The sequence below is a fragment of the Arthrobacter globiformis genome (assembly GCF_046536215.2).
Taxonomy (GTDB): domain Bacteria; phylum Actinomycetota; class Actinomycetes; order Actinomycetales; family Micrococcaceae; genus Arthrobacter; species Arthrobacter globiformis_E.
Genome location: NZ_JAWMWD020000002.1, coordinates 27,543 through 54,531 on the forward strand (window position 1 = coordinate 27,543; position 26,989 = coordinate 54,531).

The window sequence follows — 26,989 nt, forward strand, 5'->3', positions numbered from 1 at the left end:
CATCGAGGCAGTGGACACTCGTTGGCGGCCTGATGGTCCAACTGCACGCCGCTGCCGCGGGCTTGGCCGTATCCCGCCCAACGGCCGATGTCGATATCGTTCTCCATATTGAGACCGGGGCCGCGACCACGTCGTCAGTGGTTGCTGCCTTGAACCGGCTTGGCTACAGGATACAGACATCCATCGATCGAGCAGCGCCGGCCCACCGCTTCGTGCGCCGAACCCAGCAAGTCGATGTAATGGTTGCAGACCACCTGCCCCCGGGGAAGATCCCGACCCTTGGCGGCCGGAAGCCCTTCCAGATTGCCGGGGGCACACAGGCCCTGCAGCGCACGGTGAACTGCCGCCTACAGGTCGATGGCGACCCTGTCATCATCAGCATCCCCAACCCGCTTGGTGCGCTGGTGCTCAAAGGTGCAGCTTTTAGGGAAGACTCCCGCGACAGGGACCGCCATCTCGACGATGCCGTTGTTCTCTGCGCCGCCATCAGGAACCCCCTCATCACGGCTGCCCATCTGAAGGGCAGTGACCGGTCACGGATCCTGGCCCTGCACCGGGAGCTTTCGGACCCGGGACATCGCTCATGGCAGCTGCTGGAACTCGGTGACAGGACACCGGCCATGGACGCCCTCAGAATCCTGGCAAGCAACCACAACGTGCCGCCGATTAACCAACTCAAAGCCCATGCCGTGAAGCCTGACCGCGACAGGGACGACAACCAAGATGAGCGCAACTCTCACCAGAACGCAGGCCCCCGTGGCTGAGGGCACCCCCGAAAGCCATATCAGGGTCGTGGGTATCCGGGAGATCGTCAGGCAGCTCAATAACGGACTCGGTCCAACCCTGGTTTCGGCGCTGGCGGGCAGCTACGACCCGGCGATAAGCCGTCAGTGGGCTCGCACCGGCGGCCCTGAGCCCGACCCCGAAGCATGGGTTCGGTTGCAACTCGCCCACCAGACCTGGATCAGTGTCTCGAGCGTGGAAGGCGAACACGTGGCAAGGCTGTGGTTCATGGGTGCCAATCCGTGGCTCGCTGGGGCCTCCCCCGTTGAGGCGATCAAGGAGATGCGGGCCAGAGCGGTGATGGGCGCCGCTACCGCCATGACCACGGACGGCTTTTCAGGGTGAAAGGTCAGCGTGGATCGGCCCTCGATTACTCCATGGGGGAGTTGGCTACGACGCCAGGACAACCGGCTCGGCCCCGACCCGGTCCAAGTCCAAGCCGAAGCGGAGATCCATCGGAATGATGCCGATCTAAAGCATGTTCTCTCGCTCTACGGGCTGGAGTGCAGATAAAGATGCGCCGGCAAGGGAAGTAGTCGCCGCTCCCTGGCTGATGAGTTGGCTACGAGACTCCGGTGAGTAGTTTGTGCAGACAGTCTCTGAACAAACTGCTCCCGCTAATGTCACGCCCACCTAGCAACTGGCAATTGTCCAAAGTGCTTTGGACTTTTCTAATGCGACGTCCCACATTTATCGGAACTTCTGAGCGTCGGGGTCATACCCCAGGATTTGGAGCAGGTCCCGGGTGATCATCCGTAACTCTTCGTACCCGTGCTGGTAGAACAGCGGGGTCATGTGCGGCAGGGGCGTGTTGTCGAAGTCGGCCAGCAACTGCAGGGCTTCGGCAATGACCTCGTCATCACTCCCCCCGGCCTGAGTTCTGTTGAGAGTTGCCCTCTTCGGGTTTTTGCGTCAAAGTAATCATCCTCCCAGGGTCAGTCCAGTTCCGGGACAGCCGCGTATACGCTTCCCTTCGTGGCCAATCATGGGTGGCCTGCCCGGCAGCGGGACGCCCACCACCTGTACCCTGGCTCATATTGTCCCAGCTAACTTTAGTGTCAGCCGTCGTTGGCCCATTCGGTTAGGCCAGACAATTGCCTGCTCGAGTGGCGCATCCGTTGGTTCAGCCCGCTGTTAACCTTGTTTTATGGCAAAAAAGACAGTCGTGGTTCTGGAAGATGATCTTGATGGCTCCGAAGCTAGCGAAACGATATCTTTCGCCCTCGACGGCAGTGAATACGTGATTGATTTGAACGAAGGTCACGCGAACGAACTGCGTGGTGCCCTGAGCCGTTTTACCAACGCTGGGCGCAGGGTATCCGGGGGGGGTCGTGGGCGTTCGGCGGCCCGGACGAAGTCCTCGCAAGGCGGTCCGGATGCTAGGGCGGTGCGGATGTGGGCGGTTGAGAATGGCATCCAGGTGAATACGCGGGGTCGTATCCAAGCGGACGTCATTGAAAAGTACGAAGCCGCCCATTAGAAGCAGAAAATCAAATCAGGACCGGAATCTATACGTGATTCCGGTCCTGACTTTTTTATTAGCTCCTGCAGCTGACCCATGCTAAAGGGAATTATTCGCACGTCAGGGAACCAGCCAGTTGGCACTTTCTTTGGTTCTAGGCGTCCGGGGCCGCCATGTTCTTTCATGTCGCAGTTGTAGAACCGGCCCAGGGGGCGAGCGGAAACTCAGTAGGCCAGTTTCAGCAACGCATTGGGCAGTTCTTCATGTCGCCGCTCGCTGACATACTTGCGGCATGAACCCGAGACACCTTGGATTGGGGCAGCAACGCTGGGCAAACAAACTGGTGTGCGGCGAGTCCAGTTTCCTGGCAGCTCCACATTTCAGGGATACCGGCTGGGCCAGGGCGCAGCAGAGCAAGGTAAAGAGCTGATCGGGCAGCACCATTACCAAGGAGGCAGGTTGTCATGAGCGGCACCGGGGACAACTACGTGGCAGGACTGGCAGCGCAGTGGGCAAGCGCCGATCCGTTTGAACAGTGGGTCAATGCAGCCCCGCGCGGCGGGACGACCTCAGTTGATGAGACCGTCCGGGAGTACTTGGGCGTCCACAACCCTTTCCCGGACGAGACGGCCGTAGAGGTGCTGCGGCACGACGATTCAGGGTGGGATCCTGCCGTCATCGTCGAACGGGTCGGCGTCGATGAATGGACCGTGGAGTACGGCCACGGAGAGCAGGCGTGGCGCAGCCGTGAGGAACTGCGTCCTGCGTCGGCCTCACCAGCCTCCTGAGAGCCGGATAACGCACTCACGTGTGGGTGGTTGCCCGGCAGGGTGGAGATCCTCCATCCCCGGGATCGCGGCCTATGGTGTCCTGCCCACCAAGAGCCCTTTCGGCGTCCGGCCGGCCAACTCCCTGACCTGACGACCCGACGAGCAGCGGACCCCTGCTTTCTTGTTGCTTTTCAGTTGCTTTAGCCTTGCAGTGCGGGGACAATGGAGGCATGGAAGCAACGACCCGGAATGACATTCATTTGGGTACGACCCGGATGAATATCCATGACCTTGTGCGCGAACTTAATGAGAATGTCGGTACGACGGTCGTCCAGACGATGGCCGGTGTAAAGGACCGCACGTCTCCGTTTCGTTGGGCGAAGCCTGACGGCCCGGAGCCCCGCCCGGAGGTCGAATCCCGGCTGCGCCTCGGGCACCGTGTCTGGAAGACGCTTGAGCTTGCCGAGGGCAAGCATGTTGCGTTGGCCTGGTTGATGGGGGCCAACCCGCGCCTGGACGAGGAACTTCCCGTCCTTTACATTCAGCAGCTGCGTTCACGTGAGGTTTTGGGAGCCGCTGAAGCGTTCGTGAATGATACTTTCGCCGCATGATCACGACCGACAAGGTGCGCCGGTGCGACTTGACGGGGCTCACTCTTATTAGGGCTGCCGGGGAGATTTCGTTCAGGGTGGCCAAGGATCGCTACGGCGCGTTGTCGGTCAGGAAGAATTCCATCGTTGGCCCGCTGCCTATTGGAACAGTCCCAGGCGGCCGATTCCCGGGGCCGCTACGACAGCATCGGCTCGACGGTCTATCTCGCGGACTCCCGTCAGTGCGCCTACGCCGAGGTATTGCTCGGCTTCCGGCAGCAGGGCGCGTCGGTGGCCAAGGCCGCTGAATCCATCGGGTGGACTGTGGATGACTACATCACCAGTGTCCGGGCGCAGGCCGAGGAGAACGGGGGGATGTCCCCTGGGCCATCTCTGTCGACTGGCAAATGGACCGTTCGATATACGAGATCCGGCTCCCCGGTCAGGGATGGTGGGTTCAGATCGACGATGCGGCCACCCTCCGCGCCCTGGAAGTCCTCACACCGACCACCGCGCGAACGACTGCAGCTTCTCACAGCCGGTTCCCTCACCGGTGACGACCGTGACCTGACAACCCTGCTCTCCCACGTCATGCGCGGCACCGTGCTGGACGACGGCTCAGAACCACTGGGGATCAGCTACCCGTCAAAAACACTGACGGGAAGGTGTTGGGCCTACTGGGACCGGCGGGCTGACGAAGGCCTCTCCCCCAGCCGTAACGGCCTGCTGCAGCTGACCTCAGAAAATGTCGGACCTGACCCTGAATTCCACCGCACCGCCGAACTGTACGGCCTGCCGGTCCTCGGCGCCCGCCCCTGACATCGGGGAACGCTTCCGGTCGCCGGGGCCAACGGCCGTCCACACTGCCGTCGGGCTGCAGGGCTGCCGGCCGTCGGCAAAGAGGGCTCCGACGAATGGATCAGGTTTCGGGTTCTTCAGCACTTTGAGGCTGCTCGGGGGTGATTCGCTGCAGCAGCGCGTCGTGGGCTTCCTGGAGCGCGTCTGCGCGGGCCTGTGCGGCGGCCGCGCGGGTTGCTGCGGCGGCCGCTTCGGCCGTTGCTTCCTGGGCGGCTGACCGGGCCTGTTCGAGCTGCTCGGCATTGGTAGTCAGCCGGCGTTCCAGCTCCTCTATTGTGGCCGTCAGTTCGGTGACAGCGGACTCCTTTTCGGCCGTGACTTTGTCGAGGTCGGCAACAAGCTCGGCGACTTCTTCATTCAACTCCTTTTTCTCCCGGGCCCAGAGCTCGGCCTCGGCTGAATGGCGCTCGTTCGCAAGGGAGGACGCTTCCGCCCAGACAGCCCCGGCCAGGCGGGCCGCCTGCTCGAGGATGGCCGGCGGGGTCGCCGCGACTTGGCCGCCGGCAGACTGCTTCTCTTCGGCCCATTCCTTCAGGTAACGGGTGGCGTCGGCGTTGCTGACGCCCGCGGCCGCGCGGACCGTGGACACGGTCGGGCGTCGTTCGGCGCTGATCTGCTCGGCGGCAGCGAAAACCCGGTCTTTAGCGGTCGAGCTCATTCGAAAATCCTCGGTAGTAGTAGGAGTAGTATCAAAACTACTCCTACTACTACCCACTGGCAATGGACACGCCCAGCCCCGCTCCCGTGCAAGGGCCATCCGCGAGTTCCTCCTGGGCGCACTGAGTCTCCGGGGCCGGTGTGCCCGGGGATGATTTTGTCCTAGGCTCCTTTGCAGGGCAGAACGTCTGGGGGGTGACTGTGGCTCAGGATGCGGTTCAGCATGCGCGGCGCCGTGCTCCGTACTGGGAGTGGGTGCAGATGTACCGGCGGGGCATTGAACCTGCGAAGATCGCTGACGTCTGCGGTGCTGCGGTGACCACCGTCCGCTATCACCTGCAGGTCGCGGCGAAGGCCGATCCTGGTCTTCGCGCCCAGCATGCCGCCGCTGCACCCGCAAAGGTCCCGTCCGGTACGACGTTGCAGCGGATGCACGACCTGGTCGCGTTCTACCGGACGGAAGGGCGTCTGCCGGCAGGCCACGCGAAATCCACCAGTGAGCAGACTCTGGCTGGATGGTTGCATCGTCGGCGGCGGGAATCAGCAGCCGGAACCCTCTCCCCCGTTCTTCGGGAAGGCCTGGACGTCATCCCGGCTGGGACCAGGCTCCGTCCCAAAAGGCTGAGGCCGAGGCCCGGTGGCAGCGGCGGCTGAAGGAAGTAAGAGCGTTTCGGAAGGCCACTGGTGAATTGCCGCGGCACCAGAAGACTGATGATCCGCTCGAGCGCACCCTCGGCGTCTGGCTGCACGGCCAGCGCATCAACTGCAACCATGGCAAGCTGGCTCCGAAAAAGAAACTGCGGCTCGATAAGGTTCTGCCCGGGTGGCGCGAGGGCCGGCGCCGCAGGGGCGGCCACAGCCGGAACTCATAACCCGGCAGTGCGGACACCCCGGGCGGGGGGGCAGCAGGCTCAGCCCCTATCCAGCGGCTGTTCGTCGGTCGCGCGTCGGGGTACAGCGGTCGCCCGCCCGCGCCCGTCGTCAGCGGCTCATGCCCTTTTGAAGGAGCTTCGTCTGGCCGTTGGCTCCGCGTGTCTTGCGGGCCTTCGGGTTCCGTCCTGGAGCCTTGGCGACGGCGGCGCTGGGCGGGGTTGCCTGGTCCTGGTCGGCGCTGAGTCGTGCCTGAACGGCCTCGCGGTCGGCAACGTTTTCCAGGCTGGCGGCTAAGTCCTGCCGGCGCTCGGCCGAGTCGTACTTGAGGCCGGCCTCTTCTGCCAGTGACTCGGGGCGCTGGGTCTCTTCGGTGACGTCTTGTTCACGGTCCCGGTCCTCCCGGTCGGCTTCGGCCAGCAGCTGCCCAGCCTGTGCGTTCTCTTCACGGCCGGTACGGCGTTCCTGTTCTGCCTGTGCGCGGTCCCGTTCAGCTTTAGCCAGGGCTTCCGCCACGGACGCTTCATCGGCCCCGAGGTTGTCGACGTCCAACCCGTAGCGGCGCTGTACCTGGTCGCGGATGACATCGGCCGCGTCGCGTGCCGCCGGGTCGTGGTCCTTCCACGCGGTGGCCGTCTCGTGCAACCTTTCGACGTCGCGGCCGCTGGCGGTGTCCCACCACCGGTTGTCCATGACGGGGGCGAGCTGGGCGCGGGCCGCTGCGCGTTCTGCGTCGAAGCGTGCCTGCAGCTCACGGGCCTGTTGTTCCTCTGCCGCCTGGGCGCGGCGCAGCTCCTGTTGGCGTGCCCTGGCCAGCTGCTCACCGAGCCGGCCTGCGACGGTCAGCCCAACGCGCGACATTCCCTCGATTGCTTCTTCGATGCCGTCGGATTCACTCATGGTTCCCCCTCGTTGGTGTTATCTCTCGATGTCCGGACCGGTTGTCCCGCTCCGGGTGTTTGCGTGGGTTCGTGCCTGCACGTATGTCGGCGGCAGCACCGGACCCGTGGCCCGGCCCGAAACCTGCCCGGCTGCACTCGCACGGACGGCTGCGGCCGCTTCGCTATCGGCCGTGGACGTGGTCGCGGGGACGGCGGGTAGTGCGGCCGCGACCTGGCTCAGGTGGTGCTTGACCATGTGACTGATCTGCTGTGCGCGGCGCAGGTCATTCGATGCCTTGTGCATGTCGTGCACGGCCTTGGCGACGTTGAGCAGTTGACGCAACATGACCGCCTGCGCAGCAGTTCCGTTACCGCCCATCGAGGCTGCCATGAGCATCAGGGACGCTCCGCGGGCGGACGGGCCAACGCTGCGGACGGGACGGACCGGGTAGCGCCGCAGTTGTGCGGTCTTGGACAGCTCGTCCGCTGCGGCCGCGAGCGGGCCTGGGGTTGATTCGGTGGCCGTGGACCAGGCAGCGAAGGCACCCGATGTCTCGCGTGCAACGTGCGCCCAGGTTGCGTGATCGTCCAGAGGGACGGAGCGCAGTGTTTCCCGGAGCCGGGCAACTTCGTCACTGTATTCCTCCCACATTTGCGGGTCGGGTTGGTGGGCTTCCCTACCCACCGTGACGGGGCGGCGGCCGCGTGCAGCTGCCTGCCATTCAGCGACAGCCTCTGCGGCGCCTTGCGGGCTGTCGGGCCAGTCGGCGCGGAGCTTGGGAAGGGCGAGGTCTTTGGCGAGGTGGCCTCCGCCGAACCAGACAGGCCGGCCACATTTCGGGGGCCTTTCGGCAACGCTGTAGCCGACCACGACGTCGTCCCGGCCTGACGCGTAGCGTGGCCGGACGAGGGCACCGGTCCGGCGGAGGCGGCGAATGAATTCGGCCTCGTCCCGGGCCGAGGTGGCGCAGGCGCGGACCTTGCGTTCCAGGGAGCGGCGTTCAGGTTCCGGGGCCCCGCGCCGCTCGGATGCTTCACGTTCCCCGGGGCGGAGGCCACGGGTGGAATGGGTGGGTGAGAGTTCTTCCAGGCCGTACTTTTTCTCCAGGCCGCGGGCGGCTTGTTGTGCGCGGGGGAAGTCGCGCCAGCTGCTCCATTTCGTGCCGTCTTCGCGGACCATGGACGCAGCGATGTGGATGTGGTCGTTCCCGGCTTTGCTGTGGCCGTGACGGATCGCTACCCACTGAACCGGTGCGCGTCCGCTGGTTTCGGTGAAGCCCATCTCGTCCATGAACTCCTGCGCGATGTCAGCCCACTTCTGGTCGCTCAGGTCGCCTTCTTCGGCGCGCAGGGACAGGGAGCAGTGCCAGACGTGCCCGCCGGGAATCTCGGTGCCCAGGACGGCCCTGGCCCGGTCCAGTTCCTTCGCGATGGCCTGGGCTGTGTCGACGTTCAGTTCGTCGTCGTTGTGCCAGGCCATGATCGACGGTGAGCCCGCGACCAGGTGCGGGTCTGTGTGTTCGTTCGCCCGTCCCGGGCCGGCAAGGTAGGCGATGAGCCCGTGCATGCGGGTGCCCTTGGTGATGTTGGGAATCATCAGCGCACCATCGCATCGAGCATTGTATTGATCCGGTCAGCGACCGCCCGTACCCGGGTCAACACGGTGCGGGCAGCTTCCGGGAATTCGTCGGTGGCGTTCGCGTGCCGGGCGAGCTGGTTGACGTTGTTCGACAGGGCAGCGAGGTAGCGGCGGGCGGCGATGAATTCCACGGCCATCGCCCTGCGTTCAGCCAATGACTCCGAGTTCTCCGCGTACAGGGCAGCACTGACCAGGATCTCCGACGCACTCCGCCCGGTCTGTTCTTCCAGGATCTTCAACTGTGCGCGTTCGAACTCCGACATCGACACCCGCACGTACTGGGTATCACCGTCGATGTTCGCCCGGCGGCGGCGGGAGAACCGGCGCGAAGACTTCCCTTCCTCAGTCATCCCGGTCCCCTCCCCCATGCCCAGCGCAGCGCCCCGGAACCTCCGGGCCACACTCACGAGTGTGCCGCATCCCCGACCGCAGGCCGTGGAGCAACACGCGGGTTATGGCACATAACCACCTAGCTTGCTCCGGAAAATCACCTGCGCCCGTTTTTGGTGCTCGGGGTGGTTGGCGGGGACTTCCCTGGACGACGCTGCGCGTCTGACTTGTTCAAACGACTGCGTCGTTCCGTTTCGGCTGTGTGAGGCTACTGCCCGGTCCTTCCTTGGCAAGTCTGCGCAGCCGGCTTTCGCGGCATATCCTCGCTACGCTCCGGTATTCCACGGTCCGACTACTCCGACTGGCCAATTCCTTCACCGGTCAAGTTTCGGCAAGCGTGCCGAAAGGAACGCGGCATAGGGTTAGCGAAAGGTACAGTTTTGGCTCTCATCTCACCGACCACAGTGGCCAGGCAATACGGAGTCTCCCCCGCCCTGCTGCGAAAGTGGCGGCGACAGGGTATCGGCCCCGAATACTTCCAGTTCACAACACGGACCGTCAGCTACTGCGACGACTACCTGCAGGACTGGTTCAACGACCCCGGGAACGCTGACCTGGTTGGAGCCGAGAAGGCTCCAATGGACGTGGACACATCGTGCCGGGACGGGCGCGTCCGCCACAGACGGCAACGCGATGATCGTTAGGCTGGGAGGCATGGCGAACCTCGACATTGAACAGACACGAAACCAAGCCCGCGCCCTGCTGGACACCCGCATCGAATCCGTCACCGCCCTCGTGCGGAGCCGCCAGCGGATCACGGAGCTCCGGGACCAACTTGTGGCCGCCGAACGCGACGACAAACGCGCCTACGTTCAGGCAACCCGGGACGGATGGAGCGCAGACGAACTCAAGAAGCTTGGCCTCGAACCAGCAGCGGTAAAGCGCCGCCGGACAGCAAAGCGTTCCACTGGACCTGAACAGGGAACCGACCCGGAAGCGGCCTCATCCATGGGCGAACAGTAGCGCCATTAATCCACGCTGCAGTTGAAACGACATGCCCCAGGAAAACGCGGAAGGCCGGCACCCGTGCGGGTGTCGGCCTTCGGCGCTTCCGGGTTCCGTTATCAGTCCTCGGCGGAAGCGTCATCGCCTTCGCTGATCTGACCGGCTGCGATACGCTCTGCCGTCTTCGCATACGCCGCGTCAATGTATGCGGCCAGGTCATCTTCCCGGACCCGCCAAACACCGCGTCCACCAAACTGCGCCGCCCGCAACTCTCCACTGCGGACCAGCGCGTAGACCAGCGGTTTGCCAAGGTTCAGGACTTCCTCGACCTGGTCCAGCGTCAGCATTTTGGAAAACGGTGCGGCCACCGGCGCGCCGTTCTTGCTTACTTCCTCGGTCCGATTGGCCACGGTTATGCTCCCTCGTTTCGGTGCTTCAATTCATCCATCGTTCTCTGACCCCGGCGAAGCTCGCCGGCCTTCACCGGAGGCCATGACTTGCCGCCGTTGTACTTGCGCTGCAAACGCTTCACTTCACGCATCGTTGCCCTGACGATAAGGTCCGAAACACTCGCGTCGCCCTCCTGCAGGCCGGCGGCCTTGAACGCGGCCCGGACCTGCCCCGCCTGATCCTCTGTGTAGTAAGGCGTGAACGCGGGAACCTTCTTGGGGCTTGCCATCAAGAAGCCTCGGCTCGCAAGCAGAAGGCAGAGAACTCGGACCCCGGGGACAGGGCACTAATCATGATTCGCCCTCTGACTTGTACCCCTGTCCGGCGATGGCGTTCTGTGCCTCGGCCAAATGTTCGCCCAACTGTGTAGCGAGGCCAGCGGCAGCACGCATATGCTCCGCGGCCGCGGCGGCAGACCCAGCGGGATCCCGGCCGTCATCCTCGTAGACGTTGTACTCGGTCAGCGACCGTTCCAGACCTTCCGCGAGTTGTTGAAGGGCCTGGGCCAACATGTGCCCCGTGGCTCCTTTCAGATTTCCCAGCACCTTGTACACCGTGGGCGCCGGGTGAGTCTGGCTCATGTGACAGATCGCCCGTACCGCGTCATAGATGGCATCGGCTTCTTGGACAACGGCCGGCGTTTCATCACTCATGGAAGGCTCCTCGCTTCTTATGGGAAGTGCGGCTTCACGCCGCGCCTCCCTGCTGTTCTGACCGGAATTCGGACAGTCGTGCGTCGGGTCAGCGTATCGGCTGACCCCGACGCACGGGCTGTTTTAGAAAGGCGGTTCAGAGTCGGGTCCGTTGCCCCATCCCCCGGCGGTATTGCTGTTGGCCGGCACGGCCCACGAATCCTCCTGCGGCCCGGTCTGCGGCTGGTTGTTACCGTTACCCTGGAAGTCGCTCCCCTGGCCGCCCTGGTTGCCGCGCTGCGTGCGGTTGACCTTGGCGTTGGCGTAGCGAAGTGAGGGACCGATCTCGTCCACTTCGAGCTCGATCACGGTGCGCTTCTCGCCTTCCTTGGTTTCGTAAGAGCGGGACCTCAGCCGGCCGGTGACGATGACGCGCATGCCCTTGGCCAGGGACTCGGCCACGTTCTCAGCTGCTTCCCGCCACACACTGGCGCGGAGGAACAGCGTCTCCCCGTCCTTCCACTCGTTGGACTGACGGTCGAAAGTCCTGGGCGTGGAAGCGATGGTGAAGTTGGCCACCGCGGATCCCGACGGAGTGAATCTCAGCTCTGGATCTGATGTCAGGTTTCCGACGACGGTAATGGTGGTTTCCCCGGCCATGATGGTTCCTTTTCCTCGTGTGCTGGTGATGTTCTCGATGTCTGTTGTGGGTTCGTTCTGAGGTTCGGTCCGACTCGGTTCGTCGTGGGTGAGGTCGTTGGGTTGGTACTGGTTCGCGGTGTGCTCGTCCCAGAGCCCGCCCTCCCCCAGCGGCGCGCGGCTGATCGCCTCAAGGAACCGGTCATCCGCTGCCTCGTCCGGGACGGAGTACCCGTCGTAGAGGTCCTCATCTACGGGCTCCACAATGGCCGGCTCCACAACATAGGGGTTGACAACCTCAAAGGGAATCCTGCCGCTGGGGTTGACCCGCCGGAACAGGTCCACCTCCAACGGGATGCGTGGGCTGAGTTTGAACCCGACGACCGGGCGCAGTCCGTCCATGGTCCTCACGCCGCCTTGTGGCTCATGGCCGCCTGGACAAGCTTGTCGCGGCGCAGGCCGGACCAGTGGTCCTGGTCATCGGAGTTGTTCACGACAACGGGCGCCTGGGAGTAGCCGAGTTCGGCGGTGATGTACTCCAGCGCTGCCGGCACTTCGGTGATGTCCACGGCCGTGTAGGTGATGCCCTTGGAGCCGAAGTAGTCCTTCGTCTTCTCACAGTTGGGGCAGTCAGGCTTGGTGTAGACCGTGTAAGCGGTGGGTGAAGCAGTCATTTTCAGCACCTGGTTTCGTATCAAATAAGTTTCGTTCGTCTGGCTGACTTGCTGCCTCAATTCTAGCAATCATTCAACTGAATGAATAGGGGTTTTACCGCAGTTTTTCGGGGTTTTTTCCATCCAATACTCAACCCAATATAGATGCAATTCACCCAATGCAGAATCACGCTTTGTGCAGACGACGCCTGAAGGCGGCAACGAGAGGAAGGCTCGTGCCGCCGCCAGCGACTGTGGTCATCCCCGCAGGCTCCCCCAAGCAGCAGCCCCCCTGTGCCCTGGAAGGCTCCCGACTGGCTCGGTGACTTGCGGGCCATGGTGGAAGGTGGAAGTGGGTGTGTGCCGTCCCTGCTGAAAGAAGATCGACCCAGAGTGAGAGGTGTCCTGCCCCCCAGGTCTTGGTCCATGGGTATGGTTGCCGGCCACCGTCCGGGCGCGTGAAACTTGAAAAGTAAGCATGCTTGCTATTAGGTTGGTGTCAGCTTCTCCGCCTGGCCCCCATCAGGCGGAGGGTGTCAGGAAGGCCCCGCCACTCCCCCCGGTGTTGCGGGGTTTTCCGTTATCCGCTTTTACGCAGCAGATCCGAACGGCAGAGGGAGTGTGCAGTGGCTCAGGGCGATATCGAGACGTACTACGAAGACGGTTCATGGAAGAACAAGCGCGAGGGCACCGGCCGCGCGTTCGGTGCCGGTTATGGCACCAAGGACGAAGCGGTGACTGCGGGCCGGGCAGCGGCCCAGGCTGACAAGGTGGAGCACGTCATCAGGAACCAGGACGGTCAAATCAGTTCCAAGAACAGCTATGGCAACGATCCGAGGAACGTCCCGGGCTGAGTCGACGCGGGGACTAGGGTTCTCTTGTTAACCCGACAGGAGCCGGCATGTGCCGGCTCCTTTCGGGTTTCTCTGCAAGAAATCTATGGTCATTCTAGCTGAGGTGGTGGCCGCGTTCCTGCTCAGCGTCGTTGCTGCAGCGCGGCTCTTGTTCTGGATCCTGGCTGTTGCGATTACGGCGGTCCGCCGCTGGTGAGTGGTTGCTGTGGTTCGCCCTAGGCGGCGGACCGCCCGACTTCTGCGAGGTTCCTGGCCTTCCTGTGGTGATTGGGTTTGGGCCTGTGCCGGGCGGGGTTCGGGGTGCGCCACCCGGCACAGGAGCCGTGGTCTATCCGACCGTCTCGGTCTTTTCGCCGCTGTCGATGATGATCTGCTCAGTCTCGCTTGCCGTGTATCCCCAGAGGACCAGCTGGTTCAGGTAGTCCCGGTGGGTCTGGGACGGTGAGCGCCACGAGTCTTTTTGGATGGTCTTTTCATACCCGGCGCAGACCAGAGCAATCAGGCCGAACTCCGGGCGTGCAGTCGTTTTGGCAACGTGATCCCTGAGCGGGTTCCACGCCCACTGGTTGGATTCCTCGACCTTGGCTCCGACCATCTCGGCGGCCACCTTGCCCTCGTAGCCGCTGGCGGTTTCGGGGTGGTGGGTGATGGCGTGGAGGGTGAAGTACTGCCAGCCCTTGGGGGCCTGCTTCTTGGCCAGCAGGTTTTTGACCCATTCGCGGCGGACGGTGGTCGCTGACTGCATCAGCTTGTTGTTCTCGATCAGGGTCTTCCGTTCGGCTTTCTGCTCGTCGGTCATGGGGCCTTTCGGGGCCGAGGACGTGCCGTAGCCGCTGTAGTAGCGGAGGGTGAAGCCCAGGTCTTTCCAGCCGGTCACAACGGCGACGGTGGAGTGCTGGCCGCGATAGTCCGTCTCGATGGAGACGGCGTTTCCGTCCTCGTCCGTGGCCGGTTCCCCGTCGGCCCTTTTCAGCGAGGTGACGCGAAGGGTTTCGCTGTCCTCCCCGTACCCGCATTCGGGGACAACGATGGTTCCGGCTGCTTCCAGCTCTGCGGTGAGTGCGGCCAGCGCGGCAGCGCGGTCGCGCTTGTCGCGCAGCTGCTGGGTGACATGCAGGAGCATGTCGGGTTCGTCCGTGATGACGGACTCGAGTTCGGCGGTGGCTTCCTCGTCGGCCTCAAACTCGGCCAGAATGAGGGCTTCTTCGATGGTGTATCCCTTGCCCAGGGCGGCGGCTCCGGTCTCGGTGGACTTGGCTTTGAGGGCGGACTCGACGGTGGTCTTGGTCCGTCCGGTCTTCTTGGCGATCGCGGCCGCCGAGACACCGATCAGGGACAGCTGGTGGTAGGCGTCGGCCTCGTCGGCTTCGGTGAGTTCGGCGCGCTGGATGTTCTCCACTACCTGCGTGACGATGCGTTCTGCTTCCTCGGGAGACTCAATGATCATTACCGGGATCATCGGCCGTCCGGCTTCGACGGCGGCGCGGGTGCGGCGCTGGCCCATCAGGACGTGCACGGTTCCGTCGTCCTTGCGGTGGGCGATCACGGGTTCCATCACGCCGTGTTCCTTGATGCTGGCGATGAAATCGGCGGTCAGGGCAGCGTCTTTCCGGACGTTGATGTCAACGGTCAGGGTTGCCGGGTCGAGCATTTCGAGCGTGGGTGTTGCGTTCATGGTTTTTGTCCTTGCAGAGACGTGGGGGGTCGGGCGATCAATGGTGACCGGCCAGCTTCCCTCTCCCCCGACGCTTCTATGTCTGTCAAGCGGGTGGGAACGGGTGCGGACTCGGCTCGTGGTGACCGGCCAGCGTTCCCTCTCCCCCGTTGTTGTTTTGGCTGCTGGCGAAGCTTGCGGAGCTGTGGCCGACGGAGGCCTGTCTACCCGCAGGGCAAGGGGCGGGAAATTCCCGGAGGAAATCAGCGACGAAGGAGCGCCGCAGGGAAATTCCTGAACCGCAGGCCCCGACGAAGGAGGGGCTAGACCGGCCGGAGCGGACACGTACAATCCGTCAGGACAGCAGCCAAAACAGAAAAGCGCTTTTGCAGTCCGAGCGAAGCGAGGTCCTTTTCAGTGGTTAAAGGGCTGAGGCCGGCCCCAAAGGGGCCGGCCTCAGCTTCCCTGAGCAAAAGGAAACCAAATGGTGCAGCGTCTATTCTCCCCGCCGAGATCGCTGCATCTTGCTGGTGGATGAACGATTTGCCGGAGCTGCTGCTCTAGCCAGCCTCCCGGACCCGCTGGAGATACGTGACCAGTTCTTGGAGTCCGTCCGCCGGCCATGGCAGCCTGGCGCTCAGCTCTGGGCTGTTGTCCTGCCACATGCTCCGCGCCGCAGTCATGGTCGCGTCGTTGCTGTGGAACTTGGAACCGAGTGCATCCCAGCGCCTCACAAGGTCCTGTGCCGCGGGGTCGTCTACCGGCGTATTTGCCGCCACATATCCCAGACCTTCTTTGATAAGGCTTGCAAACGTGGCCTTGGCATCATCGATTGCGGCCGGGCCGAGCTCAGCCCGGCGTTGGGCAAGTTCGGTGCGCTGTTCCTCGGTGAAGTACTTCTCGTACATGGTCATCCCTTCCAGAATTGATATGAAGTGATCCACGCCCGGCATGGTGCTGCCCATGTTGTCGAGCAGGGCTTGGATCTGGTGCTGGAGGCGCCGCGCCTGTTCCGCTTGGTTATGTAGTGCCGACAATTGAGCGGTGAGGAGCCGCCGCACGGCGTCGGCGTCGTTCGGCGATGACGACAGGACTTCGCGGACCTGCTCCAGCGACAGGCCCAGCGAACGTAGCGCCCTGATGCGGTAAAGGTGGCGGACATCGTCCTCCGAATACCGCCGGTGCCCGGAGCCGGTTCGCCCTGTTGCGCGAAGTAGTCCGATCTGGTCGTAGTGGTGCAAGGTCCGCACAGTAACCCCGCACAACGTCGCCAGTTCACCAATGCTCCACTGACCGCCGGTCTCCAACATGTTCCCCAGCGTAGGACCTGACGCAACGTCAGGATCAAGCCCGGCGCGCTGTAGGTCGGGATCGAACCGCGAACCTAACTTGACGCCTATAGAAGCATCGAAAAATGCTTCTATAGGCCGAGCGGAGCGAGGTCCTCATCAGCGGTTAAAAGGGCTGATGCCGGCACCTTTGGGGCCGACATCAGTTTTCCCTCAGCAAAAGGAAACCCAGTGGTGCAGCGTCTTCGCTGCGGAATTTACAGGTCCAGCGGTGATTTCTCCCAAGAGATATCGACGATGGGGGCGCCGGGCTGCGGCATGGTCAACATCGAGAGCTCGAGAATGTCTTGGGCGTGGGTGGCATCGGCAGGTGCGGCGTCATCGTCCGTGAGGATGTACTCGTGGCTCATGTGCTGCCCCCAGGCTTTTAGTGGCTTGTCTTCCTTGTCCACTGTAGCCCGGCCTCTGGCCCGTTGCCCGGTTGTGGTGCTGCGCCCGCGGCAGCGTGATCGGCGGCCGGAGGAGCTTGCGGGGGAGGCCGCCATCGCACCCAAGGGGCCGGGCCGTTCTTCCCGGCCCGGCCCCCGTTGGTTCTAGCGGTGCCGCTTGTAGGCTGTTGCCTGGTTCTTCGCGACCGGCGCGATGGTGCCCCGGCCCACCAGCTCCTCCATCAGTTCGGCGAGCCGGTAGCCCGGTGTGTCTGCCATAGCGAGTTTGAAGTGGTCCGCAGCTACGGATGACTGGCCTTTGAGGTACGCCAGCCAGCCGATCAAGGTCAGCAGGGGCGCCCGGTAGCCTTCCGGGGCTGCGTCGATGAGGTCCCTCGCGGTGTCCTGTGCCCGGTCCACGCGGTCCCAGTCGGGGGCGATCCCCTCCCCTACGAGCAGGTTTCCGCTGTCCTCGGCGTCCGGCAGTTCGGGGTCGATCACGTTGCAGAGCAGCGTGTCGCGCAGGTCAGGGCGCTGGAAGCAGGCCAGCAGCTCCACCGCTGTCTGCGGGTCCATCCAGCCATCTTGGGTCAGGGCCTCTGCCCATAGTTCCCGGCCCGGGCCCAGCTCCGCGCCGAGCACTCCCGGGAGTGCCTGACGGATCTGTTCCTCTCTGTCTGCTGGGCCTGAGAAGGGCGCGTAGGTCGTGCCGGGCTTCTTTTGGTAGCTGCTGCCACGGAACACCAGTTCGGCGTTCAGTTGACCGTCGGTGATGGCTTCCAGCGGTTCGGGCGGGCAGCATCCGGCGTCGCTGTCGCACAGCAGGTTTTGCCAGTGCGACGGGGTGACCAGCCACGCGTCCTGCAGCGGAGTACCGGCAGCCTCCAGCGTCTCGATGACGGCCTCGACGTGGTCATGGAACGGACGCACCTGTCCGGGGGCAGGGGTGCTTGCCGTGTAGATGGCCAGCAGCACACCTGTGGCCTGAGTGTCCAGGGCGAGGTAGTCGGCCATGGAGCGCGCGAACCCTGCGGGTTCCGCGGACGCGGGGGCGTCGACGCGAAGGGTCGCTCCCAGCGTCTTGCCCCGCATGGTCAGGAACACAAAGGATTCACGCGGGACGAACCCGAGGGAGTGCGGGATGAAACCGAGGATGTCGGCGGGGCTGGAGATGCGGATTGCGTCAGTCATGTTGATAGTCCTTTGCTGAGGATTAGGTGGGTGGGGCGGCTCGTGGTGACCGGCCAGCGTCCCCTCTCCCCCGTTGTTGTTTTGGCTGCTGGCGAAGCTTGCGGAGCTGTGGCCGACGGAGGCCTGTCTACCCGCAGGGCAAGGGGCGGGAAATTCCCGGAGGAAATCAGCGACGAAGGAGCGCCGCAGGGAAATTCCTGAACCGCAGGCCCCGACGAAGGAGGGGCTAGACCGGCCGGAGCGGACACGTACAATCCGTCAGGACAGCAGCCAAAACGTCGTAGACAAGACAGGGCCAGGGGGTCCGGAGCTCTGCGACGGCACGCCCTGGACCCAACAGCCGGCCGCGCCAGCGGACGCCCGATCCTGGGTGAGCCCTGCGAACATGCTTCCCCCTGGCCACGGATCCCCAAAGTGCGTCGGCACGGTCGGGGGTGCGGACGGCAGCTGAACAGCATCCGACTTTGCGGATGGCGGTCCGCCGCCGGCGACCCAATGCCAAGCTGCCAACGGGCGGCGGACCGCCCGCGGTGACCGGCCCGGGAAAGACCGGCCACCCTGGGAGTCTTAGCCGGCGAGCAACTCTATAAGGTCCCCTGCGTCGGAGACCAGCACGGCTCCGCCTTCCTTCAGGAGACGGTGGCATCCGGCAGAGTTGGCGCTGTGGATGCTGCCGGGGACGGCGGCCACATGCCGGGCGATCGTCTCCGCGTGGTGCGCGGTGTTCAGCGCACCCGAGCGCCAGCGCGCCTCCACGACACAGGTCACTCCGGCGAGGGCGGCAATGATGCGGTTCCTCTGCAGAAACCTGTACCGGGTCGGGGCGGAACCCGGCGGGAGCTCCGAGAGCGTCAGGCCGTTACCACGGATCGCGGCCGCGAGATCACCGTTACCTGACGGGTAGTCCCGGTCCAGGCCTCCGGCCAGCACTGCGATGGTTGCCGGTCCCGCTCCCTGGCTCCCGGCCAACGCGGCCCGGTGCGCGTGCGCATCAATGCCGTAGGCCAGCCCTGAGACCACGCAGATTCCACGTTGGGCCAACCCGTAAGCCATGTCCCCTGTTACGGAGGCGCCGTAGCTGGTCGCGTCCCGGGATCCGGTCAGGGCCACACACTTCGAAGGCTCCGGGATGCCGATGTCGATGTTGCCCCGGTACCAAAGCCCGTACGGGGCGTCGGGCAGATCGTCCAGGCCCTCCGGCCAGTGATCATCTCCGGGGATCAGGAACCCGCCGTCCAAGCGTTCGATCGTGGCCAGGTCCTTCTCCGGGTCGACATCCGGCACGCGGGGTGCCCAGCGCTTCAACGCGGCGGCCAGCTCCTCGCATGTCACGTCCGGAAGAGTGTGTGCGGGCTGTGCGCCGGTAGCGAGCCTCAACGCGGCGTACGCGCCGAGCCTGCCGACGAGGGCCTGCCCGACACGGTCGCCCGGTTCAATCAGGCGGGTCAGGGCTGCGCGTGCAATGCGATCATTCATGAACTTCTCGTCCTTTGCTGAGGATCCGGTGGGTGGGGCGGCCTAGGTGACCGGCCAGCTCCCTGTCTCCCCCGGGCGTTTTTTGCCTGCTAGCGGAGCAGCGCGTAGCTGTGCCCGACGGAGCCGGGGCAACCCGAAGGGCAAGCAGCGGATGGATTGTGAGAGGAAATAAGCGAAGCGCCGACACAAGGCATCGGCGGCGCAGCCGTCCGCAGGACGGTTAAGCCGGTGGAGCGGGCACGTATGATCCGCAGGACAGCAGCAAAAACAGAAAAATGCTTCTACAGTCCGAGCGAAGCGAGGTCCGTGCAGTTAGGCCCGGGCGCTGGTTAATTGAGGCCGGAAACCCGAGTCAGGCCGCGCCTAGTTCTGGGCTTGGTCCTGGTGCTCTCGCCTGCAGCATGGGCTTGCTGGTGGCGGTAGAACGTTGCGCGGCTCCAGCCAACGAGACGGGCGGCGCCCTCGGCGGTGCGGCCCTTGGCTCGGGCGTCCTGGGCGATTGCGAGTTTGTCGGCGATAACGGCTGGGTCGGACAGCGGCCGGCCGAAGCGCGTGCCGTTCTGGCGTGCTGCGGCGATACTTTCGAGAGACATCGCGGTGCTGGGCGATGCTCCCCGCGGCCACCCATAAACTGATCCGGGATAGCACTTTGGAAGGAACACGAAGCATGGCGGTCAATAAATGCGGATGGTGCGGGAACTCCACGCACATGACAGTCTTTGGTAACGGTCGCGTGGCGGAGGGCACGGGCTCTCGAGCATGGCTTATTGAGACGCCCTTTTCCTGTGACCAGTGCCTGCGACTTTCGGTTGGCTCAGGTGAGTTTGATGTTCAGCCCACCACGGCTTCCATGGAGTCAATGAAGAATTTCTGGAATAACCAACAACCGCAGAAATGGCACCCAACCTTTGTTGAAGGGCAAGTCTTTTCCGACGTGCCCCAGCACATTGCTGAAGCTGCTGGCGAGGCCCACAAGTCGTTCAGCATCGGAAACCTGAAGTCCACGATACTGATGGCCCGAACGGTCGTTGAAGCTACTGCAAAAAACAAGGAAATAACGTCGGGCACCCTGTTTCACAAGATCGATGCCCTTGCGGCAGCGAACATTATCCAGGATTTCACCAAAACAACGGCACACGCTATCCGCAGCTTTGGTAATGATATGGCGCATGGGGACATCGAACTCCCAGTGGACCAGGAAGACGCCAATATGGTTCTGGAGTTCATGGACGCACTCCTCGCCGAAGTTTTTCAGAACCCGGCCAAGCTTGCTGCTCTGCAGGCGAGGGTTGCTGCCCGCGCCAACGGATAGCAGAGGGGCCGCAGCTGACATTCCCCAAAAGAGCTGCAACTTAGCGGAAGATGGTCTGATGCCAAGACGTATCTTCGAAGGTGACTCAGAGGATTCCAAAGAAAGCTGGCGCAGAATCCGTGCACTTCGCTCCAGACCTCCTGCCTGGATGCCTGAGAGCCGGAAACAACTATTTGTGAGCGCTCTAGAACAGGCTGAACAGCAGTTTAAGGCGGCTGAGCACATTGGTTACGAATCAAGGTCCCTTAACTTGTATTACGGGCTGTCTCAGGCAGGAAGGGCGATATCAGCAGTCCTAACTCCCGCCGATAAAACGATGTCTCCGGAGGTGCGGGGGCATGGGCTCAAACTCTTGCAGCTAGACAGCCTCAAAACGGACGCTCTCTTTAGCTGCGAGATCAGAGGAGACGGCGGAACTGACTCATCATTCGGCAGGCTCGTATGGTTGCTCAATTCAGATCCACTAAAGACGCCTGTGTCGCTGGCTGCAACGTGGAACATGATTCTCGAAGTCTCTCTAGATTTCCCACAGCCCAATTACCCCCTTCCACTCTTCGTTAATCGTGTCTATGACGGTTCGCTTCCGGGGCAGTACAGCCAGCGTTACTTCACGATCCCTCTGAGCGAACAAGACGCAGAGGACAACGCTGCGGCTATAAAGCGGCGATACCCCGACCTCGAACCGGCCCTACTCCTTACAACTACCGGCAACGGACAGAACATCGATGATGCGGGTTCACGCCTTGATCTAGCAAAGTTCGAGCTTGAAAACTTCGAATCACACCTCCGCGGCTACAGGAGGTCCACGGTACTCATGCCGGCGGCCGTTCCAGGGCAGAAATCACTGGATCCAATTCTTGCCTGGTGGGTACTGCTCTACGGGCTGTCGATGATTACACGCTACAAGCCGGTTGTGTGGACGCAGGCGGTAGACGTTAACCAGTCCCATCACGCAGTGCCGCTGGAGACAGTCCTTTCGAAGGCCAGTGAGGCGCTACCAGACCAGATCCTGTCGCTCCTTAATCGACCACCACGCTTAGAGAGCGAGTGCTGAGATGCTGCCGACGCCCGTTTAAGCTATGTCCGCTGCCGTCCGATGAATGGATGGGCTCGGGTGCCATTTAGCGCTGCGATTCGCTTCGGGCAAACAAAACTGGACAGATGCCCGTAGGGCTGGCGTGCCCTGGGGCGGGGCCAATCTCAAGTCGCCTTGTTCTCGATTGCCTGGCTTCACGGAATCCTTCGTCAATGAGAAGCATCGGGTTAAAGGATCCCTGCGGCCCGGCATTGCGCCTAAATGTCCCACGCTCAAACTATGCTCCGCTCATGACTATAGATTCAGTAACGGCACTAGTTCTCGCATGGTCTGCTTCTCAAGTGGGCGTTGGCGTTATCACGGGAGTCCTCGTTGCCGCAGTCCTTTCTCTGCCACGCCTCATCCGCTGGTTCATTCGAGGATTCATCGGTGCCCCCGAGTGGATACTCATCGGAGCCCTAAACCTCATCGATCGAAGAACCTCAGCCAAGCACCAAGGCCTGCTCTAAAGAAGGCTCGATCCCAAATGGTCCCAAGCGGCTCACTCCCCACCGTGTTGCAGAACCCCTGCAGCTCTAAGCTGATGCAGATGACGTACCAAAGCGCAGGAGGCAGCCTAACCGTCGGCGTGATTTACAAGCAGATTAGGGCCGTTCCAATGATCCAAAGCGCATCGTCATGAAACAAATGAATATCCGGTACGCCGGAGCCTGTCGGCTGTGCGGTGCCTCTCTTCCGGTCGGGACAAAAGCGATCTATGAGAGCGAGACGAAGACCATCCGCTGCCTGGACTGTGCCACCAAGGCCCCGGGGGAAGCCATCGACCCCGATCTGGAACCACCTCGCGATGCGTTGTTGTCCACTGAGCCCGGAGTAGCTGGGGCATCCGCCCGACGTGAATATGAGCGCCGCAAAGCGAAGGACGAGGAAAAGCTCCGCGAAAATTGGGGTCGATTCGGTGGCCTCGCAGTCGCCCTCTCTGACGAGCGGCCGCACACAAAGTCCTGGGATAGAGGCGCGATTGGTGAGGAGCGCCTCGGCGATCGGCTAAACGCCCTGGCCGCCGATGGCCTGGCTGTCCTCCACGACCGACGGATCCCCGGCTCGAAAGCCAACATCGACCACATCGCCATCACCCCCCGTGGAATTTGGGTGATCGATGCCAAAAGGTACAAGGGACGGCCTGAACTGAAGATTGAGGGCGCCATCCTTCGCCCACGCGTCGAGAAGCTCCTTGTTGGCCGGCGTGATTGCACGAAACTAGTCAAGGGAGTGCTCAAACAGGTCGACGTCATGCGCGACCTCGTCGGGGATGTTCCAGTCACCGGGGCACTGTGCTTCATCGAAGCAAACTGGCCGCTGATCGGAGGCGCATTCTCGACTCAAGGCGTTCACGTGCTCTGGCCGAAACGGTTAGCCAAAGTGCTTACAGAGCAGACAGTCGGCGACATTGATGTAGCCAGGATGCGTGAATCCATAGCCTCGCGCTTCAAACCTGCGTGACATCAGGAGCCGACGTTCAAAGCTGTTCGGGAGCATCCACGGAGAGTGGTCCGGGCACACGGGATAACTTAGCGCTGTTAATAACGCCGCCATTATCGCTAAGATTCACGCCCCGTCCACTCATTCGATCCTTGGATTGGTGTTTTGAAAAGCTGTTAAATTCCAAGACAGTAGGTATTGGGTCGCGTTGGTGTGCTAGCTGACAAGTCCGGATGTGGCATCCACGCTGATTCTTTCATCCTTGTGTCCACCTGGTACGAGTGCCCCTCGCAGACAAACTTCCTGCTTATTACATCGGTGCCGTCAACAAGTCCGGCGACTACTCCCCCTGGTAACGCAATTTGTCAGTGCCATAGGACAGACTGTGATCAAGAACGTGATTCGCACGTCTGTTACAAGAAAGGGACAAATACATGCCTGAAAAGCCTGACAAGCCCCACCAGCCCGAGCACCCGGAGCACCCGGAGCACCCGGAGCATCCGGGCACACCGAATAACCCAGGATTCCCTCCCCGCCCGCCAAAGCCGGGCAAGGTCGGCTAAGTATGCCGTCCATCCGCACCTTGCGGGATGGCCTTCTGGAGCAGGAAGTGTTTCTGCTCCAGAAGGCTGGGTACCACGTTGAGAGCCAAGACTTACAGGATGAGACGTTTTGGGTTTTGAACGTGCTTGCACCAGATGAGAAAACCGGCGTTGGTCCCCTTAGGCTCTCGATTACGCTTCCATCCTCATACCCATTGCTGCCGCCGAGGGTATCCACGAAAGACGTGGATCTCGCTCACCATCAACATCCGTTTGCAAAAGACCTCTGCCTCCTAGAACGGTCTACTGAAAACTGGATTCCGGAATGGCATCTTGCGGGCCTCTTGGACAACCAGCTGAAGCGGGCAGTTGCGGCGGGCCGGGCAGTCCAAGGTCAAGGACGCGACGAATTCCAACAGGGAGAGCCCTATAGTGCCTACTACGCATACGCGGACTCTGCCGGTTTTCTGATCGACTCGGAGCGCGCCAACATCCCCATTGGAGCCTCTGGAGACCTTGAAGCGTCATTTACCCAAACCGTAGGAAGAGCACAGCGACTGCTCATAATCTTGGATCGGCTGATCAAGGGAGGCGAAGTGGCCTATGAAGCTCCCGTCGGCCTACATGCAGCCTTCTCACCACACACGCCAGTCAAGTTGACCGGGAGGTGGAGTGCGCTAGAGAAGCCTCCTGCAACGAGCGACGCCAGAGAAATTTGGGAACTAGCTCGCAATGCTGATTTCCAAGGCACGCGACCCAATCACTTCCGGCAAAGCAACGGCACTAGCCACGCCATTGAAGTACGTGCAGTGGCATTCCCTGAGGAGCATGGCTGGAAAGTCACCGGGACCGGCTGGATCCTCGTGGTGAAGGAACCAGGTGGAGTTCACAAACCCAAAAGGGCAAGCAAAAAGGCAACCGTAGGTAACCGATCTCCTGATACCTACAAGCTAGTTCGGGCGTACAGAGCTGGACCTTCCGATCTCATGTACCGGGCCCCCGAGACTCATGGACTTGAGAATAAATCCGTGGCGGTCCTGGGTTGCGGTGCCATCGGTAGCGTTCTTGTAGAACAACTTTGTCGGGCAGGAGTCGGTGAGTTCCATCTTCTGGACGAAGACACATTGGAGCCGGGAAATCTTGCCCGCCATGCAGGCGCTCTCGACACGATGTGTATCGACAAGAGCGCGGCCTTGGCACACCGGATCAGCCAAATAAATCCTTATGCAGACGCAAAGCCGATGAAATTCCATATTGGTCAAGCTGCGCTCGTTGAGGGCGAATCAGAAACTGAGATTCTGACAAGATTATTTAGCTCCGTAGACCTTGTCATTGACGCTACGGTAGAAGTCGGAGTCCAGCAGTACACCAGCCTTATCGCCCGAGACGTCGGAACTACGTGGATATCGCTTGAAGGATCACCTGGAGTTGGCGGAGGGAGTGTTGTTAGTATCCGGGCTGATTCCGACGCCTGCTTTGCATGCTTTCAGTGGCACCAATACGAAGGATCCATACCGGAGGCCACTGCAGTCGAGAGCGCGCTGGTTCAACCAATCGGTTGCGCGGCGCCAACCTTCACAGGTACGGGATTTGATCTTGCAGTCATAGCGCTGCAAGCTGCCCGAGTTGCTGTTGGCTCTCTCCTTAGTTCAAACCCAGCTGGCTACCCACAAGACGGGTATGACGCACACATTCTCAGTCTTCGTGAAAGGGATGGTCGGCCAATCCCGCCTACATGGCGGGGCTTTGCAGTTACAAGGCACCCGAAATGCAGTGCGCATGAGGTGACATGAAGGAAAGGTTCACCGTCGAGTGGGGTGAAGGTCTTAGATCTGCCCTTACCGCAGAGGCCTGCAACGCTTTTCCAGAGGAAACCGGCGGCCTCTTAATGGGCCACTGGCAAGATGGAACCGCCCTAATCACCCACGTGATTGGCCCTGGTCCTCAAGCAGAACATAAGGCCGATGCATTCACCCCCGACCGTGATTGGCAATACGGCGAAATCGATAAGCTCTTCGCTGCATCTAGGGGCAGCATCGAGTACCTCGGGGAGTGGCACACTCACCCTAAAGGGATTTCATATCCAAGTGAGACTGACATAGATCTTCTCACGTCGATTGCCCACTCACCGGAGAGTAGGTGTCCCAGGCCACTGATGTGCATTCTTTCCAGCCAGGCGAACAAAACTTGGACGGAGAGAACCTTTCTGTATGGGCCGGAACTATCCACTCTGGAGTCACCGTTCATTTGCTTGGACATCTGAGCGGGAAACTGCTGCAGCAAGCAGACGTCGTCAGGCACCAGATTGCACGGCTGGCACAGTTACGGGCGTATAAGTGGTGCCGTCGCGGAGCATAGCCCAAAGGACTTGAGTCGGCGTCTGGCAAGCGAGAGCATTGCTTGGATGTGCGATTTCCCTTCCACCCAATTTCGGTCGTAATAGCCGCGCGAAGCGGGGCAAGACTTCAGTGCCGAGAGCCCTGAGAGGTAGAAGACGCGTAGGAGCCGTCGGTCGTAGCGTCTGGGCCTATGGTGATTGCCGCTGATCCTCCCCGAGTCCCGGGGTGCGGGGGCCAGTCCGACAACTCCGGCGAACCGGTCGGCAGACTGAAACGCGGTAAGGTCACCGCCGGTGGCACCCAAGAATTCCGCTGCGAGGACCGGTCCGAAGCCAGGCATGCTCAGCAGCACCTCGCTGTGCTGGTGTTCGATGACTTTCTCGCTGATCAATGCATCCAGTTCTGCCAACTCCTCGTTAAGGGTGAGGATTTCACGGGCGAGGGCGGCGACGATTCCCTCCCCCATGTGTTGGGCGGGAACGATCGTGTGCTCGGATTTGGCAGCCTCTACCGCTGTGCCGGCAACAGCTGCCGAAGACCGGGGCCCCTGCCTCTTCAGCCAGGAGTGGATCCTTGTCTGCCCGGCGCGGCGGATTCCGTCCGGCGTGCGATGCCTGGTCAGCAGGGTTAGTGCGGCTTTGGACCGGCTGTAGTCGAAGGCCCGTTCCAGCGCCGGGAAGTATTCGAGCAGCTGCGCCTGCAGACGGTTGATCGCTCGTACCCGGTCCGCGGACTTGTCGGCACGGCGGGCAGTTAGGAGCCGCAGCCCTGTGCTGATCTCATCCCCCGCACGTAGGGTTTGCAGGTCAGTCCGCATTCGTGCCTGGTCGGCGATGACGGCTGCGTCCTTCGCGTCGGTCTTACCTTCGCCGCGGTAAATCTTGGAAGCGTGGTGCACCGTCCGGCCAGGAATGTACAGAATGTCCTGGCCATGGCCGACGAGCAGGGCAATCAGCAGCGCCGGTCCACCATGGTTCAGGTCGGTCGCCCAGACCACTTCCTCCCCGCCTGCCATCTCAAGGACGGGCGATGAGTTGGAGTAGGGCTGGTTCATCGTTCGGGACTCGTTGGGAGAGCAGACGGTTTCCGTCCGCGTCGATCACAACGCAGTGATGATGGGCTTTGCCGGCGTCGATGCCGGCCCAAAGTTGCACCAAGAACAGCCTC

28 protein-coding genes and 2 pseudogenes are annotated in these 26,989 nt (G+C 62.2%); 14 read left to right on the forward strand and 16 right to left on the reverse strand.

Annotation, left to right across the window (positions count from 1 at the left end):
* Positions 1-32 precede the first annotated feature (32 nt).
* The 6 genes from R5O87_RS22990 to R5O87_RS23015 all read left to right on the forward strand — a co-directional run bounded on the left by R5O87_RS22990 (position 33) and on the right by R5O87_RS23015 (position 4,424).
* A complete protein-coding gene (locus R5O87_RS22990) occupies positions 33-764 on the forward strand; it encodes a hypothetical protein (RefSeq protein ID WP_410554684.1) in 732 nt (243 codons plus the stop codon).
* Complete coding sequence (locus R5O87_RS22995) at positions 757-1,128, forward strand: hypothetical protein (RefSeq protein WP_410554685.1); 372 nt, start codon at positions 757-759, stop codon at positions 1,126-1,128. Before R5O87_RS22990 ends, R5O87_RS22995 begins: the two co-directional genes overlap by 8 nt.
* An 802-nt stretch (positions 1,129-1,930) precedes the next feature.
* Entirely contained in the window at positions 1,931-2,263 is a 333-nt protein-coding gene (locus R5O87_RS23000) for a histone-like nucleoid-structuring protein Lsr2 (protein ID WP_410554686.1), read from the forward strand.
* Between the two features lie 446 nt (positions 2,264-2,709).
* The gene (locus R5O87_RS23005) at positions 2,710-3,033 is read left to right on the forward strand and encodes a tudor domain-containing protein (RefSeq protein WP_410554687.1); all 324 of its coding nucleotides are present in this window, start codon (positions 2,710-2,712) and stop codon (positions 3,031-3,033) included.
* Positions 3,034-3,245: 212 nt separating this feature from the next.
* Complete coding sequence (locus R5O87_RS23010; RefSeq protein WP_410554688.1) at positions 3,246-3,626, forward strand: hypothetical protein; 381 nt, start codon at positions 3,246-3,248, stop codon at positions 3,624-3,626.
* A gap of 126 nt (positions 3,627-3,752) precedes the next feature.
* Positions 3,753-4,424, forward strand: a complete 672-nt coding sequence (locus tag R5O87_RS23015) for a hypothetical protein (RefSeq protein WP_410554689.1) — start codon at positions 3,753-3,755, stop codon at positions 4,422-4,424.
* Positions 4,425-4,524: 100 nt separating this feature from the next.
* On the opposite strand, the gene R5O87_RS23020 is transcribed toward R5O87_RS23015, so the two are convergent.
* Complete coding sequence (locus R5O87_RS23020; protein WP_410554690.1) at positions 4,525-5,121, reverse strand: DNA-binding protein; 597 nt, start codon at positions 5,119-5,121, stop codon at positions 4,525-4,527.
* Positions 5,122-5,635: 514 nt separating this feature from the next.
* Here R5O87_RS23020 and R5O87_RS23025 point away from each other — a divergent pair.
* Positions 5,636-5,992, forward strand: a complete 357-nt coding sequence (locus tag R5O87_RS23025) for a helicase associated domain-containing protein (protein ID WP_410554691.1) — start codon at positions 5,636-5,638, stop codon at positions 5,990-5,992.
* A 109-nt stretch (positions 5,993-6,101) separates the two neighbouring features.
* On the opposite strand, the gene R5O87_RS23030 is transcribed toward R5O87_RS23025, so the two are convergent.
* Genes R5O87_RS23030 through mobC form a run of 3 tightly spaced genes read right to left on the reverse strand, consistent with a single transcriptional unit; the run spans position 6,102 to position 8,860 of the window.
* Positions 6,102-6,890: a hypothetical protein gene (locus R5O87_RS23030; RefSeq protein WP_410554692.1), complete on the reverse strand. Its 789-nt coding sequence runs from the start codon at positions 6,888-6,890 to the stop codon at positions 6,102-6,104.
* An 18-nt stretch (positions 6,891-6,908) separates the two neighbouring features.
* Entirely contained in the window at positions 6,909-8,468 is a 1,560-nt protein-coding gene (locus tag R5O87_RS23035; RefSeq protein WP_410554693.1) for a relaxase/mobilization nuclease domain-containing protein, read from the reverse strand.
* On the reverse strand, positions 8,468-8,860 hold the full coding sequence (gene mobC, locus R5O87_RS23040; RefSeq protein WP_410554694.1) for a plasmid mobilization relaxosome protein MobC: 393 nt from the start codon (positions 8,858-8,860) through the stop codon (positions 8,468-8,470). The genes R5O87_RS23035 and mobC overlap by 1 nt, the downstream gene beginning before the upstream one ends.
* A gap of 694 nt (positions 8,861-9,554) precedes the next feature.
* On the opposite strand from mobC, the gene R5O87_RS23045 reads away from it, so the two are divergent.
* Positions 9,555-9,863 (forward strand): hypothetical protein, encoded by a 309-nt coding sequence (locus R5O87_RS23045; protein WP_410554695.1) that lies wholly within the window; start codon positions 9,555-9,557, stop codon positions 9,861-9,863.
* A gap of 101 nt (positions 9,864-9,964) precedes the next feature.
* On the opposite strand, the gene R5O87_RS23050 is transcribed toward R5O87_RS23045, so the two are convergent.
* The 5 genes from R5O87_RS23050 to R5O87_RS23070 form a co-directional block, all read right to left on the reverse strand.
* The gene (locus R5O87_RS23050) at positions 9,965-10,255 is read right to left on the reverse strand and encodes a helix-turn-helix domain-containing protein (protein ID WP_410554696.1); all 291 of its coding nucleotides are present in this window, start codon (positions 10,253-10,255) and stop codon (positions 9,965-9,967) included.
* A gap of 2 nt (positions 10,256-10,257) precedes the next feature.
* On the reverse strand, positions 10,258-10,524 hold the full coding sequence (locus R5O87_RS23055; RefSeq protein WP_410554697.1) for a ParB family protein: 267 nt from the start codon (positions 10,522-10,524) through the stop codon (positions 10,258-10,260).
* A 61-nt stretch (positions 10,525-10,585) separates the two neighbouring features.
* Complete coding sequence (locus R5O87_RS23060) at positions 10,586-10,948, reverse strand: hypothetical protein (RefSeq protein WP_410554698.1); 363 nt, start codon at positions 10,946-10,948, stop codon at positions 10,586-10,588.
* A 123-nt stretch (positions 10,949-11,071) separates the two neighbouring features.
* Positions 11,072-11,968, reverse strand: a complete 897-nt coding sequence (locus tag R5O87_RS23065; protein WP_410554762.1) for a single-stranded DNA-binding protein — start codon at positions 11,966-11,968, stop codon at positions 11,072-11,074.
* A 5-nt stretch (positions 11,969-11,973) separates the two neighbouring features.
* Complete coding sequence (locus tag R5O87_RS23070) at positions 11,974-12,240, reverse strand: glutaredoxin family protein (RefSeq protein ID WP_410554699.1); 267 nt, start codon at positions 12,238-12,240, stop codon at positions 11,974-11,976.
* Between the two features lie 605 nt (positions 12,241-12,845).
* Here R5O87_RS23070 and R5O87_RS23075 point away from each other — a divergent pair.
* The gene (locus tag R5O87_RS23075) at positions 12,846-13,073 is read left to right on the forward strand and encodes a DUF2188 domain-containing protein (RefSeq protein ID WP_410554701.1); all 228 of its coding nucleotides are present in this window, start codon (positions 12,846-12,848) and stop codon (positions 13,071-13,073) included.
* 328 nt (positions 13,074-13,401) lie between these two features.
* Here R5O87_RS23075 and R5O87_RS23080 read toward each other — a convergent pair whose 3' ends face one another.
* The 6 genes and pseudogenes from R5O87_RS23080 to R5O87_RS23105 form a co-directional block, all read right to left on the reverse strand.
* Positions 13,402-14,748: a ParB/RepB/Spo0J family partition protein gene (locus R5O87_RS23080; RefSeq protein ID WP_410554703.1), complete on the reverse strand. Its 1,347-nt coding sequence runs from the start codon at positions 14,746-14,748 to the stop codon at positions 13,402-13,404.
* Positions 14,749-15,287: 539 nt separating this feature from the next.
* Positions 15,288-16,037, reverse strand: a complete 750-nt coding sequence (locus tag R5O87_RS23085; protein ID WP_410554704.1) for a MerR family transcriptional regulator — start codon at positions 16,035-16,037, stop codon at positions 15,288-15,290.
* A gap of 236 nt (positions 16,038-16,273) precedes the next feature.
* Entirely contained in the window at positions 16,274-16,426 is a 153-nt protein-coding gene (locus R5O87_RS23090) for a hypothetical protein (protein WP_171059168.1), read from the reverse strand.
* 183 nt (positions 16,427-16,609) lie between these two features.
* Positions 16,610-17,635 carry a DUF4192 domain-containing protein gene (locus tag R5O87_RS23095; RefSeq protein WP_410554705.1) on the reverse strand — a complete coding sequence of 342 codons (1,026 nt, stop codon included), beginning with the start codon at positions 17,633-17,635 and terminating at the stop codon, positions 16,610-16,612.
* A gap of 567 nt (positions 17,636-18,202) precedes the next feature.
* Positions 18,203-19,111 carry a DNA-processing protein DprA gene (gene dprA, locus R5O87_RS23100; protein WP_410554706.1) on the reverse strand — a complete coding sequence of 303 codons (909 nt, stop codon included), beginning with the start codon at positions 19,109-19,111 and terminating at the stop codon, positions 18,203-18,205.
* 329 nt (positions 19,112-19,440) lie between these two features.
* Positions 19,441-19,689 (reverse strand): annotated as a pseudogene (locus R5O87_RS23105) (hypothetical protein); the annotation flags it as partial.
* 89 nt (positions 19,690-19,778) lie between these two features.
* Between R5O87_RS23105 and R5O87_RS23110 the strand changes: the two are divergent.
* The 5 genes from R5O87_RS23110 to R5O87_RS23130 all read left to right on the forward strand — a co-directional run bounded on the left by R5O87_RS23110 (position 19,779) and on the right by R5O87_RS23130 (position 25,746).
* A complete protein-coding gene (locus R5O87_RS23110; protein ID WP_410554707.1) occupies positions 19,779-20,423 on the forward strand; it encodes a DUF4145 domain-containing protein in 645 nt (214 codons plus the stop codon).
* Positions 20,424-20,571: 148 nt separating this feature from the next.
* On the forward strand, positions 20,572-21,477 hold the full coding sequence (locus R5O87_RS23115; protein WP_410554763.1) for a YaaC family protein: 906 nt from the start codon (positions 20,572-20,574) through the stop codon (positions 21,475-21,477).
* 669 nt (positions 21,478-22,146) lie between these two features.
* Positions 22,147-22,962, forward strand: a complete 816-nt coding sequence (locus R5O87_RS23120) for a nuclease-related domain-containing protein (protein ID WP_462836455.1) — start codon at positions 22,147-22,149, stop codon at positions 22,960-22,962.
* Positions 22,963-23,551: 589 nt separating this feature from the next.
* Positions 23,552-25,276, forward strand: coding sequence for a ThiF family adenylyltransferase (locus tag R5O87_RS23125; RefSeq protein WP_410554709.1), 1,725 nt, complete (start codon positions 23,552-23,554; stop codon positions 25,274-25,276).
* Positions 25,273-25,746 carry a Mov34/MPN/PAD-1 family protein gene (locus R5O87_RS23130; RefSeq protein ID WP_410554710.1) on the forward strand — a complete coding sequence of 158 codons (474 nt, stop codon included), beginning with the start codon at positions 25,273-25,275 and terminating at the stop codon, positions 25,744-25,746. Before R5O87_RS23125 ends, R5O87_RS23130 begins: the two co-directional genes overlap by 4 nt.
* A gap of 30 nt (positions 25,747-25,776) precedes the next feature.
* Here the strand turns inward: R5O87_RS23130 and R5O87_RS23135 are convergent.
* A pseudogene (locus R5O87_RS23135) lies at positions 25,777-26,979 on the reverse strand (IS110 family RNA-guided transposase).
* Between the last annotated feature and the right edge of the window lie 10 nt (positions 26,980-26,989).

Excerpts from the sequence above, each read along its gene's own strand:
- dprA (WP_410554706.1), bottom strand. The coding sequence starts at position 19,111 with ATGAATGATCGCATTGCACGCGCAGCCCTGACCCGCCTGATTGAACCG.
- R5O87_RS23120 (WP_462836455.1), top strand. The coding sequence starts at position 22,147 with ATGAATATCCGGTACGCCGGAGCCTGTCGGCTGTGCGGTGCCTCTCTT.
- R5O87_RS23095 (WP_410554705.1), bottom strand. The coding sequence starts at position 17,635 with ATGACTGACGCAATCCGCATCTCCAGCCCCGCCGACATCCTCGGTTTC.
- R5O87_RS22990 (WP_410554684.1), top strand. The coding sequence starts at position 33 with ATGGTCCAACTGCACGCCGCTGCCGCGGGCTTGGCCGTATCCCGCCCA.
- R5O87_RS23110 (WP_410554707.1), top strand. The coding sequence starts at position 19,779 with ATGGCGGTCAATAAATGCGGATGGTGCGGGAACTCCACGCACATGACA.
- R5O87_RS23080 (WP_410554703.1), bottom strand. The coding sequence starts at position 14,748 with ATGAACGCAACACCCACGCTCGAAATGCTCGACCCGGCAACCCTGACC.
- R5O87_RS23060 (WP_410554698.1), bottom strand. The coding sequence starts at position 10,948 with ATGAGTGATGAAACGCCGGCCGTTGTCCAAGAAGCCGATGCCATCTAT.
- R5O87_RS23010 (WP_410554688.1), top strand. The coding sequence starts at position 3,246 with ATGGAAGCAACGACCCGGAATGACATTCATTTGGGTACGACCCGGATG.
- R5O87_RS23115 (WP_410554763.1), top strand. The coding sequence starts at position 20,572 with ATGCCTGAGAGCCGGAAACAACTATTTGTGAGCGCTCTAGAACAGGCT.
- R5O87_RS23045 (WP_410554695.1), top strand. The coding sequence starts at position 9,555 with ATGGCGAACCTCGACATTGAACAGACACGAAACCAAGCCCGCGCCCTG.
- R5O87_RS23000 (WP_410554686.1), top strand. The coding sequence starts at position 1,931 with ATGGCAAAAAAGACAGTCGTGGTTCTGGAAGATGATCTTGATGGCTCC.
- R5O87_RS23055 (WP_410554697.1), bottom strand. The coding sequence starts at position 10,524 with ATGGCAAGCCCCAAGAAGGTTCCCGCGTTCACGCCTTACTACACAGAG.
- mobC (WP_410554694.1), bottom strand. The coding sequence starts at position 8,860 with ATGACTGAGGAAGGGAAGTCTTCGCGCCGGTTCTCCCGCCGCCGCCGG.
- R5O87_RS23030 (WP_410554692.1), bottom strand. The coding sequence starts at position 6,890 with ATGAGTGAATCCGACGGCATCGAAGAAGCAATCGAGGGAATGTCGCGC.
- R5O87_RS23070 (WP_410554699.1), bottom strand. The coding sequence starts at position 12,240 with ATGACTGCTTCACCCACCGCTTACACGGTCTACACCAAGCCTGACTGC.
- R5O87_RS23005 (WP_410554687.1), top strand. The coding sequence starts at position 2,710 with ATGAGCGGCACCGGGGACAACTACGTGGCAGGACTGGCAGCGCAGTGG.
- R5O87_RS23090 (WP_171059168.1), bottom strand. The coding sequence starts at position 16,426 with ATGAGCCACGAGTACATCCTCACGGACGATGACGCCGCACCTGCCGAT.
- R5O87_RS23065 (WP_410554762.1), bottom strand. The coding sequence starts at position 11,968 with ATGGACGGACTGCGCCCGGTCGTCGGGTTCAAACTCAGCCCACGCATC.
- R5O87_RS23085 (WP_410554704.1), bottom strand. The coding sequence starts at position 16,037 with ATGTTGGAGACCGGCGGTCAGTGGAGCATTGGTGAACTGGCGACGTTG.
- R5O87_RS23035 (WP_410554693.1), bottom strand. The coding sequence starts at position 8,468 with ATGATTCCCAACATCACCAAGGGCACCCGCATGCACGGGCTCATCGCC.
- R5O87_RS23020 (WP_410554690.1), bottom strand. The coding sequence starts at position 5,121 with ATGAGCTCGACCGCTAAAGACCGGGTTTTCGCTGCCGCCGAGCAGATC.
- R5O87_RS23130 (WP_410554710.1), top strand. The coding sequence starts at position 25,273 with ATGAAGGAAAGGTTCACCGTCGAGTGGGGTGAAGGTCTTAGATCTGCC.
- R5O87_RS23025 (WP_410554691.1), top strand. The coding sequence starts at position 5,636 with ATGGTTGCATCGTCGGCGGCGGGAATCAGCAGCCGGAACCCTCTCCCC.